Here is a 22,641-nt window from a genome sequence, read left to right on the forward strand (position 1 = left end):
CCGCGCGGTCGCAGACAAAAAGAGCCTGAAACTCAGGCGCAAGCTCGCAGGCTGGGATGTCAAATACCTCGCTTCCATCCTCGGGTTACCTCTCCGTTAACCTGGATTCGGAGCCCTGGCACGCAAAGCGCCCGACATGCTTGCGGCGCCGTCAATCCGCCGGTGCCGGGGTGCCGGGCTTGTGGTCGGGCACCGGCGCCTCGGGCGCGGTCTCGGCCGGGGCGCGGTCGATGATCGGCGCCGTGCCTAGATCGTCGAGCGGTGCCGCCGGGGCGGCATCCTCCGGCTGTTCTTCGCGGCCGGCGGCATCCGGGGTGGCGCCGGCATCGGGCGGCGCCGTCGCCGCATCGGCATCCTCGGCCGCCGCCGCCGCGTCGAGGGCCGCCTGCCATTCGCGATAGAATCGGGCAGCCCCCTCGTGCAATGGAACGCCGACCCCCAGATTGGCGGTCTCGACCCGGATCAGCCGGCCCTTGGCATGGCCGGCATCCAGCAGGCTGCGGGTCGGCGCGCTCCACAAGGCGCGGGTCAGGCCATAGACCAGATCGGGGTTCAGCCCCTCGCGCACCACCCACAGCGCCCGCACGCTGACGGTGCCCACAGGGGCCGGCAGGTTATAGGCATCGCGCGGGATCACGTCTTCAACGAAGAACGGGTGCCGGCTGACCAGCTCGTCGCGCAACGCCCCCGACAGCGGCACCAGCCCCGCGACACCATCCTCGATCGCGGCGCCGATCGATACCGCCGGATAGCCGCCGACAAAGAAAAACGCGTCCAGCGATCCGTCGCGCAGATGGTCGACCGCAACCTCCGGGTCCAGATTTTCCACCGCCAGCGCCTCCAGCGGAATGCCCGCCGCCGCCAGCACCAGGCGCGCATCCACCAGACTGCCCGATCCGGTGCGGTCCAGCGACACCCGTTTGCCGACCAGATCCTTGATATCGCTGATGCCGCTGCCGTTTCGCGCCACCAGATGCAGGCTTTCCGGATACAGGCTGGCGATGGCGCGCAGATCCGGCATCAGGGGTGCCCCGATCTCGGCACCGCGCCCGGTCTGGGCCAGCACCGCCACATCGGCCTGCGACAAGGCGCTGTCCAACTGGCCCGCAGCCAGCAGACGCAGATTGTCGACCGATCCTCGGGTGGTGACCGCCACGGCCACCAGCCCGGGCACGCCGCAGGCACCGCCATCCTCGCAGGGGCGCGACCCGGGCGGGTTGCTGACCGCATTGGCCAGAATGCCGCCGATCGGGAAATAGGTGCCGGCGGTTGAGCCGGTGCCGATGCGGAAGAAACGCATCGCCTCGTCCTGCGCGCGGGCGATCTGGGGCGGCAACAGCATGAACAGCCCGGCCAGCAGGCTGGCGGCCAGCGCCGTGGCACGGCGTCCCAAGCTATAGCGCCCCAAGGCATGGCGTCCGGGGCACACGACCGTCCCCCACTGAAACGGGACAGAACCGGCGGTCGGAATCTTGCGGGCCATGACGCACGGGTCTCCGCGTGGGGAATAGGGCAGGATAGCGGTCATCGCGCGGCGGGGCGACACCATCCCCGGCGATGCGGCCGCGTGCTTGCGTGCCCGGATGATCTTAAGCCACACTCGCCCGATCCGTCGAGCCGTGGTGACGACGATCACCGAACGGTCGCAGACCGGTGGTTCAAACTATCTGCCCCCACGCCCCGCCTGCCGCCGACCACCTGCCGCCGATCATACGCTTTCACCGGAGACCACCACCCGATGACCATGTCGAACAGACGCCCGGGGCTGACCGACCGCCTTGGCGCGCGCTTCACCGCCCGTGGCATTGAGCCGGTGGTGCCGTTCATCGGCGCCGGCAGCCTGTCGCTGCTGGCCGGCGCGCTGGCCTTTCAATATCTGGGCGGGCTGGCACCCTGCGTGATGTGCCTGTGGCAGCGCTGGCCGCATCTGGTGGTGGTGCTGGTGGCGGGTGCCGTCACGGCACTGGCGCCGGCGCGGCGCGTGCAGGGCGCCGCGCTCGCGGTGATGGCGCTGGCGCTGCTGGTGACGGCGGGGCTCGGGCTCTATCATGTCGGCGTCGAACAGGGCTGGGTCACGGCCAGCGCCGCCTGCACGATCAGCGGCGCCAGCCCTGATGGCGCAACCGACATCGCGGCCTTGCGGGCGGCCATCGCCGGCGCGCCGCGTGCCGCCTGCACCGATATCGCCTGGTCGTTGCTGGGCATCAGCATGGCCGGATGGAACGCGCTGATCTCGGTGCTGCTGGCCGGGATTGCCGCGGGCGGCGCCCGCCATATCTTCAAGCGCTAGAACAGATCGCACATGCCCGGAGGCCCCCGACCGATGCGCCCCGATCACACACAGCACCATGATGGCGCCACGCCCGTGCCGACACCGCGCACCGCCCCCACCGGTGCCGGCGCCCTGCCCGGCGACCCTGACGCCCGAACCCTGGTCGAGCGGATGATCCGGGTCGATCAGGCGGGGGAATATGGCGCGGCGCGGATCTATCAGGGCCAGTTGGCGGTGATGGGTAAAGGGCCGCATGGTGCCACCATCCGCCACATGGCGGCGCAGGAACAGGTGCATCTGCACAGCTTCAACCGGATGATGGTCGCGCGCCGGGTGCGCCCCACCGTGCTGTCGCCGCTGTGGCATGTGGCAGGCTTCGCGCTGGGCGCCGCGACCGCGATGATGGGCAGCCGCGCCGCCATGGCCTGCACGGTCGCGGTCGAGGAAGAGATCGACCGCCATTATCGCGCCCAGGCCGAGGCGCTGGGCCCGGATGAGGCGCCATTGCGCGACACCATCGAACGCTTCCGCGCCGAAGAGCTTGAACACCGCGACACCGGCCTTGCCCATGGCGCCGAACGGGCGACAGGCTATCGTGGCCTGAAGGCGGTGATCGGCGCCGGGTCACGTGCCGCGATCTGGCTGTCGCAGCGGTTCTGAGGTACAGCGGCTCTGAGGACAGGGGCTCTGGGGCGCAACGGCGCCGGATCAGCCCTCGGCCGGCGCCTGGAAAAACGCGGTCAGCCGGCGCGCGGCCTCGGTCGCCAGCGCCGGATCGATGGCGAAGCACAGCCTGAGGAAGTTCCCGCCCCCCGGCCCGAAGGCCGATCCCGGCGCCAGCCCCACACCCGCCTCGCGCAGGATGCGCACGGCGGTGGCGAAGCTGTCATTCATGCCGTGAACGCCGAAGAACAGATAGAACCCGCCCTGCGGCCGCACGATCCGCAGGCCCGGCACCGCCTGCAGCGCCGCCAGCAGCACATCGCGGCTGGCCATGGTGCGCCGCACCAGCGCGCGGATGCCGTCATCGCCCTGGTTCAGCGCCGCGATCGCCGCATGCTGAATGAAGGTGGCGACACCGGTGGTGTTGTACTGGCTCAGATTCTCGAACACCTGGCCCATGCCGTCGGGAAAGATGATCCAGCCGGCCCGCCAGCCGGTCATGCACCAGTTCTTGGAAAAGGTGTTGGTCACCAGCAGCCGGTCGGTGGGGGTGGTCACCTCAAGGAACGACGGTGCCGGCCGGGGCAGGCCGGTCTCCGGATCGGGATCGGTGAAATGGCCATAGACCTCGTCCGACATGATCCAAAGCCCGCGTGCACGGGCGATCTCGACCAGCGCCGCCATCTGCGCGCGCGGCATCAGCCAGCCGGTGGGGTTCGAGGGTGAATTGATCGCGATCGCGCGGGTGCGGGGCGTGATCGCCGCCACGACATCGTCCAGCGACAGGCTGAAGCGGCCGGCGGCACTCACCCGGAACGGCACGGGCACGAAGCGGCCGCCGTTGATGCGGATGATCTCGGCCAGATTGGGCCAGGTCGGCACCGGGGCGATCACCTCGTCCCCCGGCTCCAGAATCGACTGGAAGGCCTGCATCATCGCCTGCACGCCGCCGGCGGTGACGCTGAACCGGTCGGGCGACAGGCTCAGCGGCGCGCCGGTGGCATCGCGCCAGTGGCGGGCGTGATAATCGGCCAGCGCCCGCCGCAAGGCCGGCAGGCCATGGGAATAGGTATAGCGGGTATGGCCGTCGCGCAGCGCCTGCTCGGCGGCCTCGCGGATGAAATCGGGGGTCGCGAGGTCGCCCTCGCCGATCCACAGCTTGATCACCGCCGGGTCATCGCGCCCCAGATTGGCGATATCGGCGATCTGGTTGCTCGCCATGCCGGCGACCCGATCTGAAAGGCCAAGTCCCTGCCCGTTCATGCAGTCACACTCCCCGGACCAGTGGCCACCATGCCGCGATCATCGCGGCAGATCGTCGCGGATCGCGCGGATGAACGCAACAGGCGATCAGGGCCGGGAGACGGGTTCAGTCGTCATCGTTCTGAAGCTGCACGCCCCAATACTCGCCCTCGGTCATGTCCGACGGGAAGGCGCGGCCCTGGGCTTCGCTCTGGATGGCGCGCAGCGTGGTGTGCGCGGCAAGCGCGCCGCTTTCCGCCGCCTCATCGCTGCGCACACGACCCATCCCGGCATAATGCAGGTAATCGCGCCAACTGGAATGTAAATTGCCGGGCGGAAAATGGCGCCCGGCTTCCTGAAGTTCGGTCAGGTCCGGCGGTTTGGGCACGGATCTGAGTGTCATGCCGCATTGCGCCGGCGTTCGGGCACCCTTGGCGGTGTTGCACGCCGTGCAGGCGGTGACCACGTTCTGCCAGCTCGTGGTGCCGCCGCGGGCGCGCGGAATGACATGGTCGAAGGTCAGTTCCTCGGTGGCGAACCGCCGGCCGCAATACTGGCAGCGGAAACGGTCGCGCAGGAACACATTGAAGCGGGTGAAGGCCGGACGGCGATTGACCGGCACATAGCTGCGCAGCGAAATCACGCTCGGCAGCCGCATCTCAAGCCGCGGGCTGTGCACCACGGCATCATATTCCGACAGGATATCGACGCGGTCCAGGAAGACGGCCTTGATCGAATCCTGCCACGACCAAAGCGACAGCGGAAAATAACTCAGCGGTCGGTAGTCGGCGTTAAGCACCAACGCCGGACAGGCATTCGCGGATAGGCCCACAGGCTCCGTCTCCCTCTGGAAACGGGGCGGGCGCGGATGCCCGCCTCGCGAGAAGAACTATAGCAATGAATTGTGATGCTTGCATGAAAGATCAAGAGGCTGTATTTCCGCCCGTCACCGACCGGCCATGACTGCATCATCGGACATCGATGATCGATCATGTATATGAAGCGTCACCGTCACGGCAGCGCCCTGCTGCCGGCCGGGTTCGATCGCCAGCCGCCCGCCCATCGCCTCGGCCAGACCACGGCTGATGCTCAGGCCCAGCCCGGTGCCCTCGATGTTCCGGCGCACTGCATTGGCGCCGCGCTCGAAGGGATGAAACACCCGGTCGATGGCCTCGGCCGGAATCCCGATGCCGTCATCGCGGATCGTCAGCGCCACCGCCGGCTGCCCGTCTTCGCCGCGGATCCGGCGGGCGCTGATCCAGACATGGCCGTCATCGGGCGTGAACTTGATGGCGTTTGTCAGCAGGTTGTTCAGAATCTGGGCCAGCGCCCGCGGATCGGCCGCAACCAGGGGCAGGCCGCGATCGGCATTCACGGTCACGGTCTGGCGGCGGGCATCGGCCTCGGGGCGGATGGTGGTCACGGCATCATCCACCGCCGCCCACAGATCGGTGGCGGCGATCCGCACGGGCGCACGGCCGCTTTCGATCCGCGCCACATCCAGCAGGTCGTCGATCAGCGCCTTCAGCAGAAGGCCCGAGCGATGGATATAGCCGGCCTGCTCGCTATAGCGCCGCAAGGTCGCCTCGTCGGCGCCGAACAGCCGGTCGCGGATGATTTCGGCATAGCCCAGTATGGCATTCAAGGGCGTGCGCAGTTCGTGGCTGACCTGACCCAGAAACCGGCTCTTGGCATCGTTCGCCGCCTCGCTGTCGATCAGCGAGCGTTGCAGGCGGTCGTTGGTGGCGGTGAGTTCGGCCACCAGATGCCGGATATGTTCGGCATCGCTCGCCTGCCGTGCCAGCAGGCGGCGGTTCTCAATGTTCAGCCGCAGCATATCGCCGATCCAGCGATGATACCGGTCGGCAAAACTGCCAAACACGATCAGGAACAGCAGGAAACCGCCCAGAAGAGCCAGATTGTTGGGCTGGTCGCCGGTCAGCATGACGATGACCGGCGGGATGACCAGCGGCACCAGAAAGGCCGCCAGCAACGTCCGGTCCATCACATAGGCGATGCCCATCGCCGTGATCGCGACCAGCACCACCGACATGATCATCCGGGCGGTCGGGCTGTCGATGGTCAACCCCGCCGCCGTGCCGATACCCCAGCCCAGCGACGACAGGGCGATGCCGGCGGCCACCAGACGATGCTGCGACGTCGTCACCGCCCCCCGGGCGGCGGCGTCCATTGCCCGGCTCGCCACCGGAATGCGGAACAGCGCCACCAGGGTCATCATCGCCGTCCAGCCGATCAGCCACGCCGTCTCGACATGGTCCTGCATCAGCAATGCCGAGACCACCGCACCCGGTGGTGTGGCGATCGCCGCCCGGCGCGACAGGGCCGCCTCCATCGCGACGCGCGCATTCCGCAGGGCACTATATGTGTCGGCATCATACATGTGGTCCCAGCGCCTCCATGACTGTTCGGCAATCATGGAGCGGGGAATGCGACGAATGTCAATCTCTCCGCATGGAAGGCGCGACGGTGGCTAGCGCGGCGCCTCGACCTTCAGCGCGAAACGGTTATATCCCTGGCGGCGGCGGGCTTCCGCCAGCGGGATGCCGGCCCGGACATCGGCGATGACCCGCGCCTCCATAGCCTCCACCTCCTGCACCAGCGCCGCCACCTCGGCGCGCCGGGCGGCAGGCACCACCACCACGCCGCTGTCATCGCCGACCAGCCAGTCGCCGGGCTCCACCCGGGCGCCGCCGGCCGTGACCGGCACCTGGGCGCCGGTCATCTTCACGCGGTTCTTGCCCGATTTCATATAGGCCGTCAGCGAGAACAACGGATAGCCGATTGCCATGATCTCGGTGGCGTCGCGGCAGGCGCCGTCGATCACCGTGCCGGCGATGCCGCGGGTCTTGGCGATCGCCGACAGGATATCCCCCCAGACCGTGCACCAGGTGCGGCCGTCATTGGCCAGCAGCACCACATGGCCCGCGGGCACGTCCTCGATGTAATCGGCGGCAGGCGCCGGCTCGCCGGCGGCCACCGGCTCGAAGCGCACAGTATAGGCCGGGCCGCACACCCGGTGACCGGCCTGAAGCGGCCGGATGCCCAGCAGGCCATTGTCATAGCCCAGCATGTCGAGCACATCGGACACGGCGGCGGTCGAGGCGCGCGACAGCACCGCCAGCACGCTGGCATCGTCGAGGGGCGCCGTCGCCGTGGTCTCGGCAGGGGTCACAGGGGGGGTCTGGTCGGTCATGGGTCAGGCAGCTTTCTGCGGCGGTCGATCGAGGATTGCAAAGGGTCAGGCGGCATCCGATGCCAGGGCGGCCGCGGCCAGCGGCTCGGCCACCCGCACCGCCAGCTTGCGGCCCCCCTGGAAGACATTGACCCGCTCGTTATTGCTGGCCTTGGCGCCGAAGCCGATGAAGCGGCCACCGAACACGAAGCTGTCCAGGCTGATCTTCATCGGCACGCAGGCGCCGGTCTCCAGATCGGTCAGGATCGGATAGGTCAGCGGCGGAATATAGCGCTGGGCGATATTGCCCTCGGCGAAGCCCTGATCGATCTTGGCGACCCAGGTCTCATGGTCGACGTCGCGCCCGATGGTCACGCCATCACCACGGATGTCATAGGGCTCCTTCAGCACCCAGTCCTGCGGTCGGGTCAGCAGCAACTGGCGCAGGTCGTGGGTCTCGCCGCCGAAGCTGACCGACTTGCCCTCTTCCAGCTTCGCGGCCCAGGGCAGCAGCCGTTCGGCCAGCGCGCGTTCATCGGCGGTGAAGTGATGGGCGAAGTGCTGCTCGCGCAGCAGGCCCAGCATCCGCTTGCTTTCGGCCACATAGCGGGCCGGGAAGGGGTTCAGATGCAGGATCGACCGCGCTTCCACCGCCGCCACCCAGCGCGGCAGCAGATCGGGATGCGCCGCGGTCAGCCGGCGCCAATAGACCGTGTTGATCTTGTTCCAGCACAGATCGATCTTCAGATCGCCCAGCCAGGCGCCGCCGTCTCGAAAGCTGATCTGGCGCGGATCGGCCACCACGGTGCGGGTGCCCAGCGCCGAATAGGCGGCCGCCATCTCGATCGATTCGACATTGGCCTTGCCATCCTCCTGCAGCACGGCCAGCACCGGATCGGCGGCCTTGCCGCCCCAGGCGCGGTAATCGGCCAGGAAGCGTTCCAGCAGCGGCGCGCCGTCATCGAGCGGCAGCTTGCGGATCTGCAACCCTGCCGCCGCCAGCGGCGCTTCGATCAGGGCATCGACCACGGCGTTGATCCGGCCGGTGAACATGGTGCCGGCCGGGCTGTCGGCATTGTTTTCAAGAATGATCACCCGGCCGTCGGGCAGGGCCGGATAGCCGTCGATCCGGCACACCCTGACCGTGCTGGGCAGGCCGTGCGGGGCAAGGGCCGCGGCCTCTTCCGCAGGCTCCAGGCCGATATAGGACCGCACCTCTGGGTCGGCGGCATAAGCGGCCATCGCCCGTTCCAGCAGCGCCACATAGGCTTCCAGATCGCGGGCAAGCGGCGCCACCGCGTCGGCGCGCACCATCAGCGGCGCCGGCGCCAGATCGAAGGCCTTGTTCTGGAATCGTGGCGCCGCCGCCACAGCCTCGCGCACCCGCCAGGCCAGGGCCGGACCTTCGGCGATCAACCCGGCCAGGGCTGCGGCGGCGGCATGCCAATCGATCGTGGAACCGGTGGTCATGGGGTGGATCTCCGATGGATCGTCAGACAGGGAGGCAGGATGACCCGCTCAGGCAACGGCGGCCCGGGGGGCGGATGGCAGGATCAGGTCGCCTGCGGCAGCACGGGGGTCGCGCGCGCGTTCGAAATAGCGGGCGATGATCCGCTGCGACACCGGCGAGGCGGCGCCGTGGCGCAGAACATGGCCGTCGATCTGGCCGACACAGGCATATTCAAGCCCGGTGCCGCACAGGAAGGCTTCGTCGGCGGTCCAGGCATCGGCGCGGGTCAGCCGGCCTTCGCTGGCGGGGATGCCCAGTTCGGCCGCGATCTCCAGCGTCAGCGCGCGGGTGATGCTGGGCAATACGCCTTCCGACAGCGCCGGCGTCAGCAACTGCCCGTCGCGGACCAGGAACAGGATGGCGGTCGGCGCCTCGGACAGATAGCCATCGGCATTGGCCAGCACGACATTGTCGAACCCCGATGCCTTGGCTTCCAGCATCGCGATCCGCGCGCCGGCATAATTGGAGATGTTCTTGGCCGATGACGGGAAGGCCAGATCATGGGCGCGCTGCCAGGACGACAGTTTCAGCTTCATGCGCCGGTCTTCGGCCAGCCAGGTCTTGCGGCCCTGCGCGGTCAGGGTCACGGTCAGCAGCGATTGCGCCGCCTGGCCCAGTTCCCCCGGATTGCCGGCCGAGATCGAGGGCCGGACATAGCAGTCGCCCCCGGCGCCGTTGCGCGCCACCAGATCGGCGATGATCTGCCCGAGCCCGTCGATGCCCGGATCGGGCAGCCACATCATCTGCGCCGAGCGCGCCAGCCGGTCCAGATGCGGCGCCAGCGCCAGCACCTTCAGCCCGTCATCGGTCTGATAGATGCGGATGCCTTCAAACACCGACACCGCATAGCGCAGCGCAATGCTCGCCGCATGCAGTGTCGCCTGTTCCCACGGCACCACGGCGCCGTCATGAAAGCAGAGCGGATAGGTTTTCGGGCTGCGCTCAGGCATCGGCATGATGTCGTGGCTTCCATTGGGGGGCAGTCGCGCGTGCCCTGTCCGTGCCGGCGAACGGCACAGACAGGGCATGCGATCTCGTCAGGCAGCGGCTTCCTGATAGCGGAACGGCGCCTCGCCGGGCTCGTAGAACCGCGTCAGCATCGCGTCGAAATGGGCGTGACGCAGATCCAGCGCGCGGGCCAGCATCCGGATGCACTGGTCCTGCAATTCCGGGGTCGCCGCATAGCGGCGCAGAAGCTCACGCGCCACCGAGGCATGCTCGTCTTCCAACTCGCTGACATGATTGTCGGCCTCGGTCGACGAGGCATGATGGACGAAATAATCATAGCCCGAGGGTGGAAGCTGATAGATGTCGCGCATCACGTCGAGCATCGAGCGCTTGTTGGGGCTGACGATCGGCGGCTGGCCTTCCATCAGCAGCAGCACCGATGCGACGCCGGCGGTGAAATGCACCGAGGTGTTGTTGCAGACGCCGACATTGTGGTCGACCACGGCCTGGGTTTCGGGCAGCAGCGGCGCCGACTTGATGTCATCCATGGTCACGCCGACCGCATTGCCGAAATCGACGAAGGACAGCAGATGGCGGCGGCTGTCGGTCAGCCGGCCGGTCTCTTCCTCATAGATGTTCTCGACCAGCGAGATGCGCAGATCGTAATCATCGATCCGCGAGGCGATACCCAGGATGTTGCGGGTCCAGAAGTTCTTGATCGGCCAGCGGTGCATCACGAAATTCTGCAGCAGGCGCTGCGTGGCGTTGCCGCTCATGATCAGCTGATAGAGCGGGCTGGTCATCTTCTTGCGCTCGGCAATCATCGCGTCGAGCGTCTGGACGAAGTCGCTCATGTCGGACCTTCCATTTGATCGGTTTGAGCTTGATCGGTGTGGATGTTGAACAACCGGAACGCACTGTCAGGCGGCGCCACGCACCGCAAGATCGGCCTCGACCGGATGCTGCGCCGACAGCCGGTCGGCCAGCAGGGTCAGGAAGCTGGTGCCATTGCGGATCTGTTCATCCCGCAGCGCCCTCAGATCATCGAGATTGAGGTTCAGCGCGGCGGCGAGGCAGTTCTCGTAAAGCGCCGACGAACGCGGATCGACCCAGTCATGCAGATGATCGCGGATCAGTCCGGCCAGGGTCTGATGGTCATAAGGCCGGCCGGTGCTGCGGTGCATGTACACCGCCAGCGCCTCGGTCTGGCAGTTGCCGCCGCCCTTGCCCATGCCGCCGAGCGACCCGTCGACGATGGTGACGCCGGCATCCAGCGCCGCCAGCGTATTGGCGAAGCCCAGCCTGAGGCCGTCATGGGCATGAAAGCCGATGCCCATGCCCGCGCCGCCACCGCCATGCGCCGGCACCGCCGCCACGATGTCGCCGATGCGGCGCGCCACCTCATGCGGGTACAGGCCGCCATTGCTGTCGGCGATATAGAACCAGGTGACCCCGGCATCGCGCGACCTGCGCGCCACGTCGGGCGCCAGATCCAGCGGCTGCTCCGAGGCACGGATCAGGTTGATGGCGGCATCCATGCCCAGGCTGCGGATCCGCTCGGCATGCACCAGCGCCGCGTCGATCCGGGCCGGCGTCGCCGGCATGCGCACCAGACGCACGCCCTGATCGGCCAGCCGGGCATAATCGTCCAGACCCACCTGATGGACATGCGCCATCACCGTCAGCCCGGCCGCACCCGAGACACGGCGCATCTGTTCCAGATACCATGCCGGGCAGCAGGCCGCCGGCCGGCCGTCATACAAAGCTTCGTCCTGAGGCCGGTAATAGCCGACTTCGATATAATCCAGTCCCGATGCCGCGAGCCCCGCCACCAGGGCAGAGGCTTGGCTCGGCGTAAACCTGTGATCGTTGACATATCCGCCGTCGCGGAGTGTCACGTCGATGACCCGTATCGTCACGATGTCACACCTGAAGCTGGGCCAGCCCGCAAGCTGCCGTCGACCATGAAGTCGTCCGGAGCCGACACTGCCTGTGCCTCACCCCGAACGCTCGACTGTCGGCCGCCCTATCCCCGGCGATATGATCATGGCGCCAGAACGCACCATTCCAGATCATGAAACCAAAGATAAACGACCCTTGGTTGATATAGTCGGGGAACAATGCCTCTAGAGTCAATTATCCTTTTTTCTGATCGTCCCATGGTTGAGTTGCGCCGCAAAAGGGCTGAAGGGGAGCGCCGATGACGCTGACAGCCGCAGAAACCGCAGACGCGGTGATGACACCGGCACGTCAGCTGGTCACCCGCTTCGCGCCCAGCCCCACCGGGCGGCTGCATCTGGGCCATGCGCTGTCGGCGCTGACCGCCCATGATCTGGCCAGGCGGCATGGCGGGTGTTTCATATTGCGGATCGAAGACATCGACACCCAGCGCTGCCGGCCCGAATTCCTGGCGGCCCTGCTCGACGACCTCGCCTGGCTGGGCATCACATGGGATGAACCGGTGCGGCACCAGTCGGCGCATTTCGGCGACTATCGGGTTGTGCTGGATGACCTGTCGGCGCGCGGGCTGGTCTATCCGTGCTTCTGCACCCGGGGCGATATCGCGGCTGAAATCGCGGCCAGCGCCTCGGCGCCGCATGGCCCGCCGCCGATGGGCCCCGACGGCCCGCTTTATCCCGGCACCTGCCGGCGGCTGAGCACGGCCCACCGCCAGACAAGGCTGGCGGCGGGAGAGCCCCATGCCCTGCGCCTGGACATGACGGCGGCGATCTCAGCGGCAGGCCCGCTCGGCTGGGTCGAGATCCGGGACGGTCGACCCCACCGGATCGCGGCCACGCCTGCCATTCACGGGGATGTGGTTCTGGCACGCAAGGATGTGCCGGCCAGCTATCATCTGGCGGTCAGCCATGATGATGCGCATCAGGGCATCACCCATGTCGTGCGCGGCCGGGATCTGCGGGCCGCCACCCATCTGCACCGGCTGCTGCAGGCCCTGATGGGCTGGCCGGTCCCGGTCTGGCAGCACCACCGCCTGCTGACCGACGACCGCGGTCAGCGGCTGGCCAAGCGCACCCCCGGTGTGCGGCTGCCCGATCTGCGTGCCGCCGGGGTGACACCCGCCGAGATCCGCCGCCGTCTGGGGCTGGGCCCGGCCGGCACGGCAACCATCTGACCGGCCCGCGCCCCCGACGACACAACACCCCGCCTTGGCGGCGGCTGGCAGCCGGCCAAGGCGGGGTGTTGATGGTTCCGGTGCCCCGTATGGCTGTTCCCGTCTCAGCCGGCCCCGTATCGGCCGGCAGCGGACGGCCGGTATCAGAAGGGCAGCACCCGGTCGGGCGGGGTGTGGCCGTCGATGAAGGTCTTGATGTTGATCAGCACCTTCTCGCCCATGTCGATGCGCGATTCCAGGGTCGCCGAGCCCATATGCGGCAGCAGCACGGCGTTTTCCAGTTCGACCAGCTTCGGGTTGATCGCCGGTTCATGCTCGAACACGTCGAGCGCCGCGCCGGCGATCTGGCCGTCGCGCAGCATGCGGGTCAGGGCCGCCTCGTCGATCACCTCGCCACGCGCGGTGTTGACGATATAGGCGTCCTTCTTCAGCAGCTTCAGCCGGCGGGCCGACAGCAGGTGATAGGTGGCGGGGGTGTGCGGGCAGTTGACCGACACGATATCCACCCGGGCCAGCATCTGGTCCAGGCTTTCCCAATAAGTCGCCTCAAGCGGCGCCTCGATATCGGCGTGCAGGCGATTGCGGTTGTGATAATGGATCGACAGGCCGAAGCCCCGGGCGCGACGGGCCAGCGCCCGGCCGATGCGGCCCATGCCGATGATGCCCAGGCGCTTGCCCCAGATCCGCCGACCCAGCATATGGGTGGGGCTCCAGCCGTTCCACTCACCCTTGCGCACCATGCGCTCGCCCTCGGTCACCCTGCGGGCCACCGCCAGCAGCAGCGCCATAGTCATGTCGGCGGTATCTTCCGTCAGCACGTCCGGCGTATTGGTGACGGTGATGCCGCGCTGGCGCGCCGATGCCAGGTCGATATGGTCCGTGCCGTTGCCGAAATTGGCGATCAGCCGCAATTGCGGGCCGGCATGGGCCAGCACGCCGGCATCGATCCGGTCGGTGACGGTTGGAACCAGCACATGGGCGGTCTTCACCGCCTCGATCAGTTTGTCCTGCCCCATCGCGACGTCATCATGATTGAGCCGCGTGTCGAACAGCTCCATCATCCGCGTCTCGATCTGCTCGGGCAGCTTGCGGGTGACCACGACCACCGGCTTCGGCTTCACCATCGACACTCTCCCAAAACCCCGCCCACCTTGCACGGGGGCATGTTGCCCGGGCCGCGCCAGGGGCAATACCCCTTGCCGGTGCCGGGGTCCAGCTCCCCCGCGGCACCTGCCCGGTCCCCTTTCTTAGCAAATCGGCCCCGGGGTTACAAACCGGCCGACTGATTGCGTGAAGATCGCCTGCGGCGTAAGGTCTGAAATGCCGCCGGGACGGGGTATTGCCGCCCGTCCCCGGTCCAAGGGGCCGGTGCCGGCTCCACCGCCTTGCCGGTGGCCACGCCATTCATCCAGGGACCACATGCCGCCGATGTTCCACCGCCTGCGTCACTTCGTCGTCGATCTCGTCCGCCACCGGCCGCATGGCGGTCCGGCCACGCCACGCGCGCACACCGCCATGGCGATCGCCATGGCCGCCATTCTGGCGGCCGGCACGCTGATGACCAGCGGCACCGCATCCCATGCGGCCGGCGATGCCGGGCCGTCCGACGCCGCACAGGCCGACAGCAGCGGGGCCGACAGCAGCGGGGCCGGGGCGACCGAAGCGGCCGGAGAGGATGCCGCCAGCGAAAGCCGGGGCTGGGTGGGTCGCAGCGCCGAACGCCCGCCGCTGCCGCGCTTCGTGTCGATGCGCTCGGCCGAGGTGAATGTCCGCACCGGCCCGGGCACACGCTATCCGGTCAGCGTGATCTATCATCGCCGCGATCTGCCGGTGGAGATCACGGCGGAATACGAGAACTGGCGCAAGATCCGCGACGTCGAGGGCGCCGAGGGCTGGGCGCATATGAGCCTGCTGTCGGGTCGGCGCACCGCCATCATCACCGGCGAGGTCCGCACCCTCTATGACCGGCCGTCGGCCGATGCGGTCGCCCTGCTCAGGGCCGAACCGGGCGTGGTCGGCCGGGTGATGGCGTGTGAGCGCAACTGGTGCGAGATGGATATTGCCGGCACCCGCGCCTGGATCCGCCGCGACGAGATCTGGGGGGTCTATCCGGACGAGGATTTCCGCTGACGACCCGCCCGAGCCGCCGGTATCCGAGCCGCCGACATCCGAGCCGCCGGCATCCCCCTCAGGCGCCGTCGTCGCGCCCCTCCGCCTCGGCATCTTCCTCAAGGCTGCTGAGCGACCGGCGGAACCGGGCGGCATGGGCGCGTTCAGCCCGGGCCAGGGTCTCGAACCACTCCGCCGCCTCGATCTGGCCTTCCGCACGGGCGGTGCGGGCCATCTCGGGGTAGGTCTCGGTGGCATCCGCCTCTTCGCTCACGATCGCCGATGCCAGGTTTTCAGGCGTGGTGCCGATCGGCATGCCGGTCGCAGGGTCACCCCCGGCCTCTTCCAGAAATTCCAGATGGCCCAGCGCATGGCCGGTCTCGCCTTCGGCGATCGACCGGAACACCGCCGCCACGTCGTTGAACCCCTCGACATCCGCCTGCCGGGCGAAATACAGGAAGCGGCGGTTGGCGGCCGCTTCGGCCAGGAATGCCTTCACCAGATTGGATTCGGTGCGGGTGCCGGCAAGCGGCGGCTCCGCCTGGGGGGCCCCGGCCTGAGATGGCTCACGGGCAGCGGGGGCGTCGGGCGTGGGGCGCTCGGTCATGCGGGTCCGATCAGCGGATGCGGATGATCACGTCGACCCGGGCGATCGATGCATCGCCCGGCGGCTCCGGCAGGCGGGCGATCTGCACCGCGTCGCCGGGGATATCCTGGAGATGGCCGCCATCCTCGTAGAAGAAGTGATGATGGTGGCTGATATTGGTGTCGAAATACGACCGGCCGCTATCCACCACCAGTTCGCGCAACAACCCCGCCTGCGTGAACTGGTGCAGGGTGTTGTAAACCGTGGCCAGCGACACCGGCAATGCCGCCGCCTGTGCCTCGCGGTGCAGCTCCTCGGCCGTGACATGACGGTCGGTGCCGTCGAGCAGCAGCCGGGCCAGGGCCAGCCGCTGCTTGGTCGGCCTCAGGCCTGCGGCCTTCAGCTTCTCAAGCACGGCGGTATAGGGGCGGTTGATGGACATTCCCGGCATCTCGGTCTGTTAGGGGCCTCTGTCATGTCGGCGCGCTGCTTGCCGCTGCCGCCGGCCCCGCGAAGACGGGGCCCGGCCGCAACAGCGTGTGACCTCATGAAAGTCGCGCTCTGACGGGCGGTTAGCCAGGAATTTAGGTGCGTTCTACGCTGAGTGCAAGGCCGGAGGCGGGCAATTCCGCTCTCCGGCCCCGGCTCCAGGCGGTTGACGCAGGTCCGGCGGCTGCAGGCGGTATCCGGGCCGGGCTCAGTCGCCGGTCCGGATGCGCTCGACCAGTTCGCGCACGCTCGGGACGAAGCCGTTCGAATAGAACGGGTCGTCGGCGAAGCGATAGGCGTTATGGCCGGCGAACATCAGCTCATGCTCGACATCCGATCCGTGGGCGATGTTCTGCAGGGTCTTCTGGATGCAGAAACTGCGCGGATCTGCCCGGCGGCCGGTGGTCCATTTCTCGTTGGCCGCCCAGTTGCTGAACTGGCAGGCCGACAGGCAGCCCATGCAGTCGATCTGGTCGGTATGGATCTGCCTGGCCGTGCCGGCATCCACGAAGATCAGGGTGCTGTCGGGCGTCTTCATCGCCTCGTCATACCCGTCCGCCATCCAGCCCTGCGCCCGCTCGTGGTCATGGGCGGTCACATAGACCGGCCGGCCGCGGGCACCGATCGGCAGCGCCACCTCGTGGTCGCCCACCGGCTCGGTGGTATAGGCGATCTGGCGCTCGCTGCGGCCGCGCAGTTCCAGCAGGAAGTCGTTGTTGACCGCCGAGGAATAGAAGCCGGTCGGGCTGAACTTGTGCAGATACACATCCCCCGGCTTCAGCGTCCGCAGCCGCTGCTTCCAGGCGTCGGAAATGGGGCTTTCCTGGGTCAGAAGCGGTCGGGTGCCGAACTGGAACGCCACCGGTGCCACCTCGGGATCGTCGATCCAGTGTTCCCATTCGCGCAGATACCACACGCCGCCGGCCATGATGATCGGCACGTTCTTCAGGCCGACCTCGTTCATCAGCGTGCGCAGCTCGCGCACGCGCGGATAGGGCGATTGCGGCTCCCGCGGGTCTTCGGCATTGGTCAGGCCGTTATGGCCGCCGGCCAGCCACGGATCTTCATAGACCACGCCGCCCAGCAGGTCGGAAAACCGGTGATAGGCGCGCTTCCACAGCGCCCGGAAGGCGCGGGCGGACGACACGATCGGGTAGTAGTACACCCCGTGCTCGGCCGCGATCTGGGCCACGCGATAGGGCATGCCGGCCCCGCAGGTCACGCCATGGATCAGGCCCTTGGCCCCTTCCAGAACGCCCTGAAGCACGGTTTCGGCGCCACCCATCTCCCACAGCACGTTGATGTGGATCCGGCCTTCGCCGTTCGCCATCTCATGCGCGATGCGGGCCTGGGTGATGCCGCCGCGAATGCCATAGGCGACCAGTTCGCCATGACGCTCACGCCGGGTCTTGCCATAATAGGTCTGGGGGATCGGCCGGCCGTCTTCATCGAAGCTGTCGGCGTTCACGCCCGAAAACGTGCCGACGCCACCAGCCGCGGCCCAGGCGCCAGAGCTTTCGCCGTTAGAGACGGCGACGCCTTTCCCGCCTTCGACCAGGGGCAGGACTTCCCGTCCGGACAGGAGGATGGGGTTCAAGGGCTTCACGCTGCCTCCGCTACTCGTCCTTGCGTTCTTTACCGACCCGCTGGCCGTTCAGGCCTCTTTCCGGGTCGCGCCGATGCATGTTTCTCCCGCCCTGTCGCCGGCCCGATCCTGAACGGTAACGAGCCCGCATGGCGGGTTGAGCGATACTTGGCCATGGTTCACGGCCAAGTCCAGCCCCGCGGGTCCGGCTTTTTCGCACCGCACCCGGCCGACAGCCCTGCGCCGGCCACAGGCACCCCCGCATATGCGGAAAGCCTCCGGCCGGCGCAGATCAGTTCAAAACGCGCACATCCAACCGGCCCGGGGCCGGTTGATCCTGCGGATTACCGCGGGCCGCGGGGCTTGCGCGGACGGTCGCCACGGTCGCCGCGATCCCGGTCGCCGCGGGGCTCACGATCGCCACGCGGTTCACGATCGCCGCGCGGTTCACGCGGCTCGCGGGTGTCGGGCAGTTCCTCGCCGGTCGCCTGATCGACGACCCGCATCGACAGCTTCACCTTGCCGCGGTCGTCGATGCCCAGCACCTTGACCTTGACCTCGTCGCCCTCGTTGATCACGTCGGTGACCTGGGCCACACGCTCGCCCGACAGCTCGGAAATATGGACCAGGCCGTCGCGGGTGCCGATGAAGTTCACGAAGGCGCCGAATTCGACCACCTTCACCACCTTGCCGGTATAGATCGTGCCGATCTCCGGCTCGGCGACGATGCCCTTGATCCAGTTGATCGCGGCCTCGACCGCCTTCACGTCGACCGCGGCCACCCGGATGGTGCCGTCATCCTCGATGTCGATCTTGGCGCCGGTCTGCTCGGTGATCTCGCGGATCACCTTGCCACCGGTGCCGATCACCTCACGGATCTTGTCCTTGGGGATGTTGATCGTGGTGATCCGGGGGGCGTTGGCGCTCACCTGCTCACGCGCGCCACCCAGTGCCTCCGACATGCGGCCAAGAATGTGCATGCGGCCGTCGCGGGCCTGGCCCAGCGCCACCTTCATGATCTCTTCGGTGATGCCGGTGATCTTGATGTCCATCTGCAGCGCGGTGACGCCGACATCGGTGCCGGCCACCTTGAAGTCCATGTCGCCCAGATGGTCTTCATCGCCCAGGATGTCCGACAGCACGGCGAAGCCGTCATCTTCCTTGATCAGGCCCATGGCGATGCCGGCCACGGGGCGCTTCAGGGGCACGCCCGCATCCATCATCGACAGCGAGCCGCCGCAGACCGTGGCCATCGACGACGAGCCGTTGGACTCGGTGATCTCCGACACAATCCGGATAGTGTAGGGGAACTCGGTCTTGGTCGGCAGCACGGCGCGCAGCGCGCGCCAGGCCAGCTTGCCATGACCGATCTCGCGGCGGCCGGGGCTGCGCAGGAAGCTCGCCTCACCGACCGAATAGGGCGGGAAGTTGTAATGCAGCATGAAATGCTCGCGATACTCGCCTTCGAGCATGTCCATGATCTGCTCGTCCTGGCCGGTACCCAGCGTGGTCACCACCAGCGCCTGGGTTTCGCCACGGGTGAACAGGGTCGAGCCATGGGCGCGGGACAGCAGGCCGACTTCCGACACGATCGGGCGCACGGTCTTCAGGTCGCGGCCGTCGATGCGCACGCCGTCCTTCAGAATCCGGCCGCGCACGATCTTGGCTTCCAGGCCCTTGAAGGCGCCCGACACCATCTGGCCGTCCAGGCCCTCGCCCGCCACCAGCGCCTCGACGGTCTTGTCCTTGACCGCCTTGATCGCCTGCTGGCGCTGCTGCTTCACCACCAGGCCGTAAGCCTGTTCCAGACCGGCGCGGGCCACCGCGTCGACCCGGGCGGCAACCGGCTTGGCGGCCGGGTTCTCAGGGACCGACCAGGGCTCCTTGGCGCATTCCTCGGCCAGGTCGATGATCGCGTCGATCACCGGCTGCATGCCGTCATGACCGAACATGACCGCGCCCAGCATCACCTCTTCCGACAGTTCCTGCGCTTCCGACTCAACCATCAGCACGGCTTCGTCGGTGCCGGCGACGATCAGGTCCAGCGCCGTCTCGGGCATCTGCGACCGGGTCGGGTTCAGCACGTACTGGCCATTGATGTAACCGACGCGGGCGCCGGCGATCGGGCCCAGGAAGGGGATGCCCGAAATGGTCAGCGCGGCCGAGGCCGCCACCATCGACACGATGTCGGGATCGTTCTCGGTGTCGTGGCTCAGCACGGTGCAGATGATCTGCGTCTCGTTGCGATAGCCATCGGCGAACATCGGGCGGATCGGACGGTCGATGAGACGCGAGGTCAGCGTCTCCTTCTCGTTCGGCCGGCCCTCACGCTTGAAGAAGCCACCGGGGATCTTGCCCGCGGCGAAGGCCTTCTCCTGATAATTGACCGTCAGCGGAAAGAAATCGACGCCGGGCTTGGGCTCGCGATGGGCAACCACGGTCGCCAGCACGGCGGTGTCGCCATAGGTGGCGAGCACGGCGCCGTCGGCCTGGCGCGCAATGCGGCCGGTCTCGAAGCTGAGCTTGCGCCCGGCCCACATCACTTCCTTGCGATAAATCGTAAACATCGTCTCGGTCTCTCTCTTCCATTCCATCGGCGAAACCCGCGGCGGTGCAGGACAGGCGGGCTCCGCCGGACCCGGCCGTCCACACGCAGAAGCGCCCGGTGCATCCAGGCACCGGCGCGCCCCGGGGGTCACGCGGGCGGTACCGCCGGCGCCCGTCTGTCCGGCGCATCCGATCGGCGGTCCGCGTCGCGGCCGCATCCGGGCAGATCCCGGACCGGCTGCTTCAAGTCCGTCGGGGGTTCCTGATCACTCCACCTGCCCCGACGGCAGCGACATCCCGCACCATCCGTCCCATGACGGCGGCGGGTCGGGCCTTTCAGATCCATCCACGGCGGGCGGCGATCGTCTGCCGTTCGCGGCGGTCCGGACCGGGGCAGGCCCCACCCCCTGAACATCCGATGCGGTGGCCGCGCCTCAGGCGATGCCCGAGAGCGCCCATTCATCCGATTGCCGCCGCGTCACCGGCAACCGGCAAGACAAAGGGGGGCGCGACCCGCACCCCCCTTCGACCTTCAGATCACTTGCGCAGACCCAGACGCTGGATCACTTCCTTATAGCGGCCGTCGTCGTTCCGGCGCAGATAGTCGAGCAGCTTGCGGCGCTGGCTGACCATCTTCAGCAGGCCACGCCGGGAATGGATGTCCTTGGCGTGGGTCTTGAAGTGCTCGGTCAGGTTGCGGATCCGCTCGGTCAGGATGGCGACCTGGACTTCCGGGGAACCGGTGTCGTTGGTGCCGCGGGCATATTCCGTGACCAGCTCGGTCTTGCGGGACTTGGTAATCGACATCGGGTGTCCTTCCTTGGGTTCAGCCGGCGCTGCTGGGCAGGGCGCCGAGGTTGAAGCCGCGGACCGAACGGAGAACGCCGCCCTCGACCCGTGCAAGCGCCACGAGGCGCCCGTCGAGTGTCGCGCGGACAAGTTGTCCTTCGGAAGCGGCCGGCTCCCGCACAGGGCGCCCATTGCGGAGCGCGTCTGCGTCGGGACCGGTCAGGGCCAGCGCCGGGATGTCGTCCAGCGCGGTCTCGACCGGAAACAGGTGGTGTTCGAGCGCGGCACTATGCACCAGCGCATCGAGCTTTTCCAGAGTGATTGCATGGGCTTCGGTGAAGGCACCAGACCGGGTCCGCCGCAGCATCGACAGATGCCCCACCGTGCCCACCTCCAACGCCAGATCGCGGCCGATGGCGCGGGCATAGGTGCCCTTGCCGCAGGCCAGCCGGAACCGGGCGTGATCGGCGTCGATGATCCCGGTCAGCTCCAGCGCATCGATCCGCACCCGACGCACCGGCATCTCGGGGGCCTCGCCGGCGCGGGCCAGCGCATAGGCGCGCCGGCCGGCCAGCTTGATCGCCGAATAGGCCGGCGGCACCTGGTCGATCTCGCCCAGAAATGCCGACAGGGCGGCCGCGATCGCCGCCCTGTCGGGGCGGTGATCGCTGGTCTCGACCACCGCACCCTCGCGGTCGTCGGTCTCACGCGCCTCGCCCCAGCGCAGATCGAAGATGTATTCCTTGGCACCGTCCATGGCGTGGCCGACGGTCTTGGTCGCCTCGCCCAGCGCCACCGGCAGCACGCCCGATGCCAGCGGGTCCAGCGTGCCGGCATGGCCGACCTTGGCAGCGTTGGTGATCCGCTTCACCGCCGCAACCGCCTGGGCCGAACTCATGCCCTCGGGCTTGTCGATGGCCAGCCAGCCGTCGATCGGCTCACCCCGGCGCCTGCGCGACACCGGGCTCAGCCCTCGCCCCGCCGGGCATCATCGTCGCGGGCATCATCACCGCCGGCATCGGCCTCGGCATCCGAACCATCCTCATCCAGCCCGTCTTCATCCAGATCACGGCGGATCACCGGCTTGGCCAGCAGGCGGTCGATATGGGCGGCATAGTCGAAGCCGGTATCCAGCCTGAACAGCAGCCGGGGGGTGAATTTCAGCGACACCTGCCGGCCGATGCCGCGCTGAAGCTGCGCGGCCGAGCGGGCCAGCGCCTTGATCACCACCTGGGCACCGTCGCTGTCGAGCCCCAGGGGCGAGACATAGGCGGTGGCGGTGCGCAGATCCGGGGTCATCCGCACCTCGCTCACCGTCACCGGACGGCCGTCAAGCTCGGGGTCGTGGGTTTCGCCGCGCATCAGCAGCTCCGCCAGCACCTGGCGGATCTGTTCGCCGACACGAAGCTGGCGCTGGGTTGGTCCGGCAGCGCCTTGGGCGCGTTTGGGCATGATGTCAGTCTGCCGTTCACTAAAAGAAAAACACTCGGGGCCGCCGAAGATGGCCGCCGCATGATCGAAAAACGCCAGGGCCGGCCGGATATACCCGGTCGGCCCTGGCGCCTTACCCTGTCC

At 67.8% G+C, this 22,641-nt stretch carries 21 protein-coding genes; 4 read left to right on the plus strand and 17 right to left on the minus strand.

All coding sequences use genetic code 11. The features are described from left to right. Positions 1-151 precede the first annotated feature (151 nt). Entirely contained in the window at positions 152-1,408 is a 1,257-nt protein-coding gene (locus WG924_RS23705; RefSeq protein ID WP_345935521.1) for a TAXI family TRAP transporter solute-binding subunit, read from the minus strand. 330 nt (positions 1,409-1,738) lie between these two features. Here WG924_RS23705 and WG924_RS23710 point away from each other — a divergent pair, with 330 nt between their 5' ends. After that, positions 1,739-2,290: a disulfide bond formation protein B gene (locus tag WG924_RS23710; protein WP_345935522.1), complete on the plus strand. Its 552-nt coding sequence runs from the start codon at positions 1,739-1,741 to the stop codon at positions 2,288-2,290. Between the two features lie 33 nt (positions 2,291-2,323). Further along, positions 2,324-2,932 (plus strand): demethoxyubiquinone hydroxylase family protein, encoded by a 609-nt coding sequence (locus WG924_RS23715; RefSeq protein WP_372044864.1) that lies wholly within the window; start codon positions 2,324-2,326, stop codon positions 2,930-2,932. Between the two features lie 48 nt (positions 2,933-2,980). On the opposite strand, the gene WG924_RS23720 is transcribed toward WG924_RS23715, so the two are convergent. From WG924_RS23720 to WG924_RS23755, 8 genes are all read right to left on the minus strand, one after another. Continuing rightward, a complete protein-coding gene (locus tag WG924_RS23720; RefSeq protein ID WP_345935523.1) occupies positions 2,981-4,198 on the minus strand; it encodes a pyridoxal phosphate-dependent aminotransferase in 1,218 nt (405 codons plus the stop codon). Between the two features lie 106 nt (positions 4,199-4,304). Further along, the gene (locus WG924_RS23725; RefSeq protein ID WP_412767145.1) at positions 4,305-5,009 is read right to left on the minus strand and encodes an HNH endonuclease; all 705 of its coding nucleotides are present in this window, start codon (positions 5,007-5,009) and stop codon (positions 4,305-4,307) included. A gap of 114 nt (positions 5,010-5,123) precedes the next feature. Next, complete coding sequence (locus WG924_RS23730) at positions 5,124-6,578, minus strand: sensor histidine kinase (protein ID WP_345935524.1); 1,455 nt, start codon at positions 6,576-6,578, stop codon at positions 5,124-5,126. A 90-nt stretch (positions 6,579-6,668) separates the two neighbouring features. Further along, positions 6,669-7,391 (minus strand): RraA family protein, encoded by a 723-nt coding sequence (locus WG924_RS23735; protein ID WP_345935525.1) that lies wholly within the window; start codon positions 7,389-7,391, stop codon positions 6,669-6,671. 45 nt (positions 7,392-7,436) lie between these two features. After that, complete coding sequence (locus tag WG924_RS23740; protein ID WP_345935526.1) at positions 7,437-8,840, minus strand: hypothetical protein; 1,404 nt, start codon at positions 8,838-8,840, stop codon at positions 7,437-7,439. A 48-nt stretch (positions 8,841-8,888) separates the two neighbouring features. Further along, positions 8,889-9,836 carry an aminotransferase class IV gene (locus WG924_RS23745; RefSeq protein ID WP_345935527.1) on the minus strand — a complete coding sequence of 316 codons (948 nt, stop codon included), beginning with the start codon at positions 9,834-9,836 and terminating at the stop codon, positions 8,889-8,891. Between the two features lie 81 nt (positions 9,837-9,917). Further along, positions 9,918-10,682, minus strand: coding sequence for an iron-containing redox enzyme family protein (locus WG924_RS23750; RefSeq protein ID WP_345935528.1), 765 nt, complete (start codon positions 10,680-10,682; stop codon positions 9,918-9,920). A gap of 66 nt (positions 10,683-10,748) precedes the next feature. Then, positions 10,749-11,747 carry a hydroxymethylglutaryl-CoA lyase-like TIM-barrel protein gene (locus tag WG924_RS23755; RefSeq protein ID WP_345935529.1) on the minus strand — a complete coding sequence of 333 codons (999 nt, stop codon included), beginning with the start codon at positions 11,745-11,747 and terminating at the stop codon, positions 10,749-10,751. Between the two features lie 281 nt (positions 11,748-12,028). Between WG924_RS23755 and gluQRS the strand changes: the two genes are divergently transcribed. Then, complete coding sequence (gluQRS, locus tag WG924_RS23760; protein WP_345935531.1) at positions 12,029-12,961, plus strand: tRNA glutamyl-Q(34) synthetase GluQRS; 933 nt, start codon at positions 12,029-12,031, stop codon at positions 12,959-12,961. A 143-nt stretch (positions 12,962-13,104) separates the two neighbouring features. On the opposite strand, the gene WG924_RS23765 is transcribed toward gluQRS, so the two are convergent. Further along, positions 13,105-14,085 carry a 2-hydroxyacid dehydrogenase gene (locus tag WG924_RS23765; protein ID WP_345935532.1) on the minus strand — a complete coding sequence of 327 codons (981 nt, stop codon included), beginning with the start codon at positions 14,083-14,085 and terminating at the stop codon, positions 13,105-13,107. A gap of 304 nt (positions 14,086-14,389) precedes the next feature. Here WG924_RS23765 and WG924_RS23770 point away from each other — a divergent pair, with 304 nt between their 5' ends. Then, positions 14,390-15,091 (plus strand): SH3 domain-containing protein, encoded by a 702-nt coding sequence (locus tag WG924_RS23770; RefSeq protein WP_345935533.1) that lies wholly within the window; start codon positions 14,390-14,392, stop codon positions 15,089-15,091. Between the two features lie 58 nt (positions 15,092-15,149). Here the strand turns inward: WG924_RS23770 and WG924_RS23775 are convergent, their stop codons facing one another. From WG924_RS23775 to rbfA, 7 genes are all read right to left on the minus strand, one after another. Beyond that, positions 15,150-15,677, minus strand: a complete 528-nt coding sequence (locus tag WG924_RS23775; protein WP_345935534.1) for a rubrerythrin family protein — start codon at positions 15,675-15,677, stop codon at positions 15,150-15,152. Positions 15,678-15,687: 10 nt separating this feature from the next. Beyond that, positions 15,688-16,098 (minus strand): iron response transcriptional regulator IrrA, encoded by a 411-nt coding sequence (gene irrA / locus WG924_RS23780; protein ID WP_188576377.1) that lies wholly within the window; start codon positions 16,096-16,098, stop codon positions 15,688-15,690. A gap of 255 nt (positions 16,099-16,353) precedes the next feature. After that, on the minus strand, positions 16,354-17,751 hold the full coding sequence (locus WG924_RS23785) for an NAD(P)H-dependent flavin oxidoreductase (protein ID WP_345935535.1): 1,398 nt from the start codon (positions 17,749-17,751) through the stop codon (positions 16,354-16,356). A 323-nt stretch (positions 17,752-18,074) separates the two neighbouring features. Beyond that, positions 18,075-20,297 (minus strand): polyribonucleotide nucleotidyltransferase, encoded by a 2,223-nt coding sequence (gene pnp, locus WG924_RS23790; RefSeq protein WP_188576373.1) that lies wholly within the window; start codon positions 20,295-20,297, stop codon positions 18,075-18,077. A gap of 517 nt (positions 20,298-20,814) precedes the next feature. Beyond that, positions 20,815-21,084: a 30S ribosomal protein S15 gene (gene rpsO, locus WG924_RS23795; RefSeq protein ID WP_345935536.1), complete on the minus strand. Its 270-nt coding sequence runs from the start codon at positions 21,082-21,084 to the stop codon at positions 20,815-20,817. 19 nt (positions 21,085-21,103) lie between these two features. Continuing rightward, entirely contained in the window at positions 21,104-22,027 is a 924-nt protein-coding gene (truB, locus tag WG924_RS23800) for a tRNA pseudouridine(55) synthase TruB (RefSeq protein WP_345935537.1), read from the minus strand. Between the two features lie 5 nt (positions 22,028-22,032). After that, a complete protein-coding gene (gene rbfA / locus WG924_RS23805) occupies positions 22,033-22,518 on the minus strand; it encodes a 30S ribosome-binding factor RbfA (protein WP_345935538.1) in 486 nt (161 codons plus the stop codon). Positions 22,519-22,641 lie beyond the last annotated feature (123 nt).

This window comes from Tistrella arctica (assembly GCF_039630945.1).
In the GTDB taxonomy this organism is placed as follows: domain Bacteria; phylum Pseudomonadota; class Alphaproteobacteria; order Tistrellales; family Tistrellaceae; genus Tistrella; species Tistrella bauzanensis.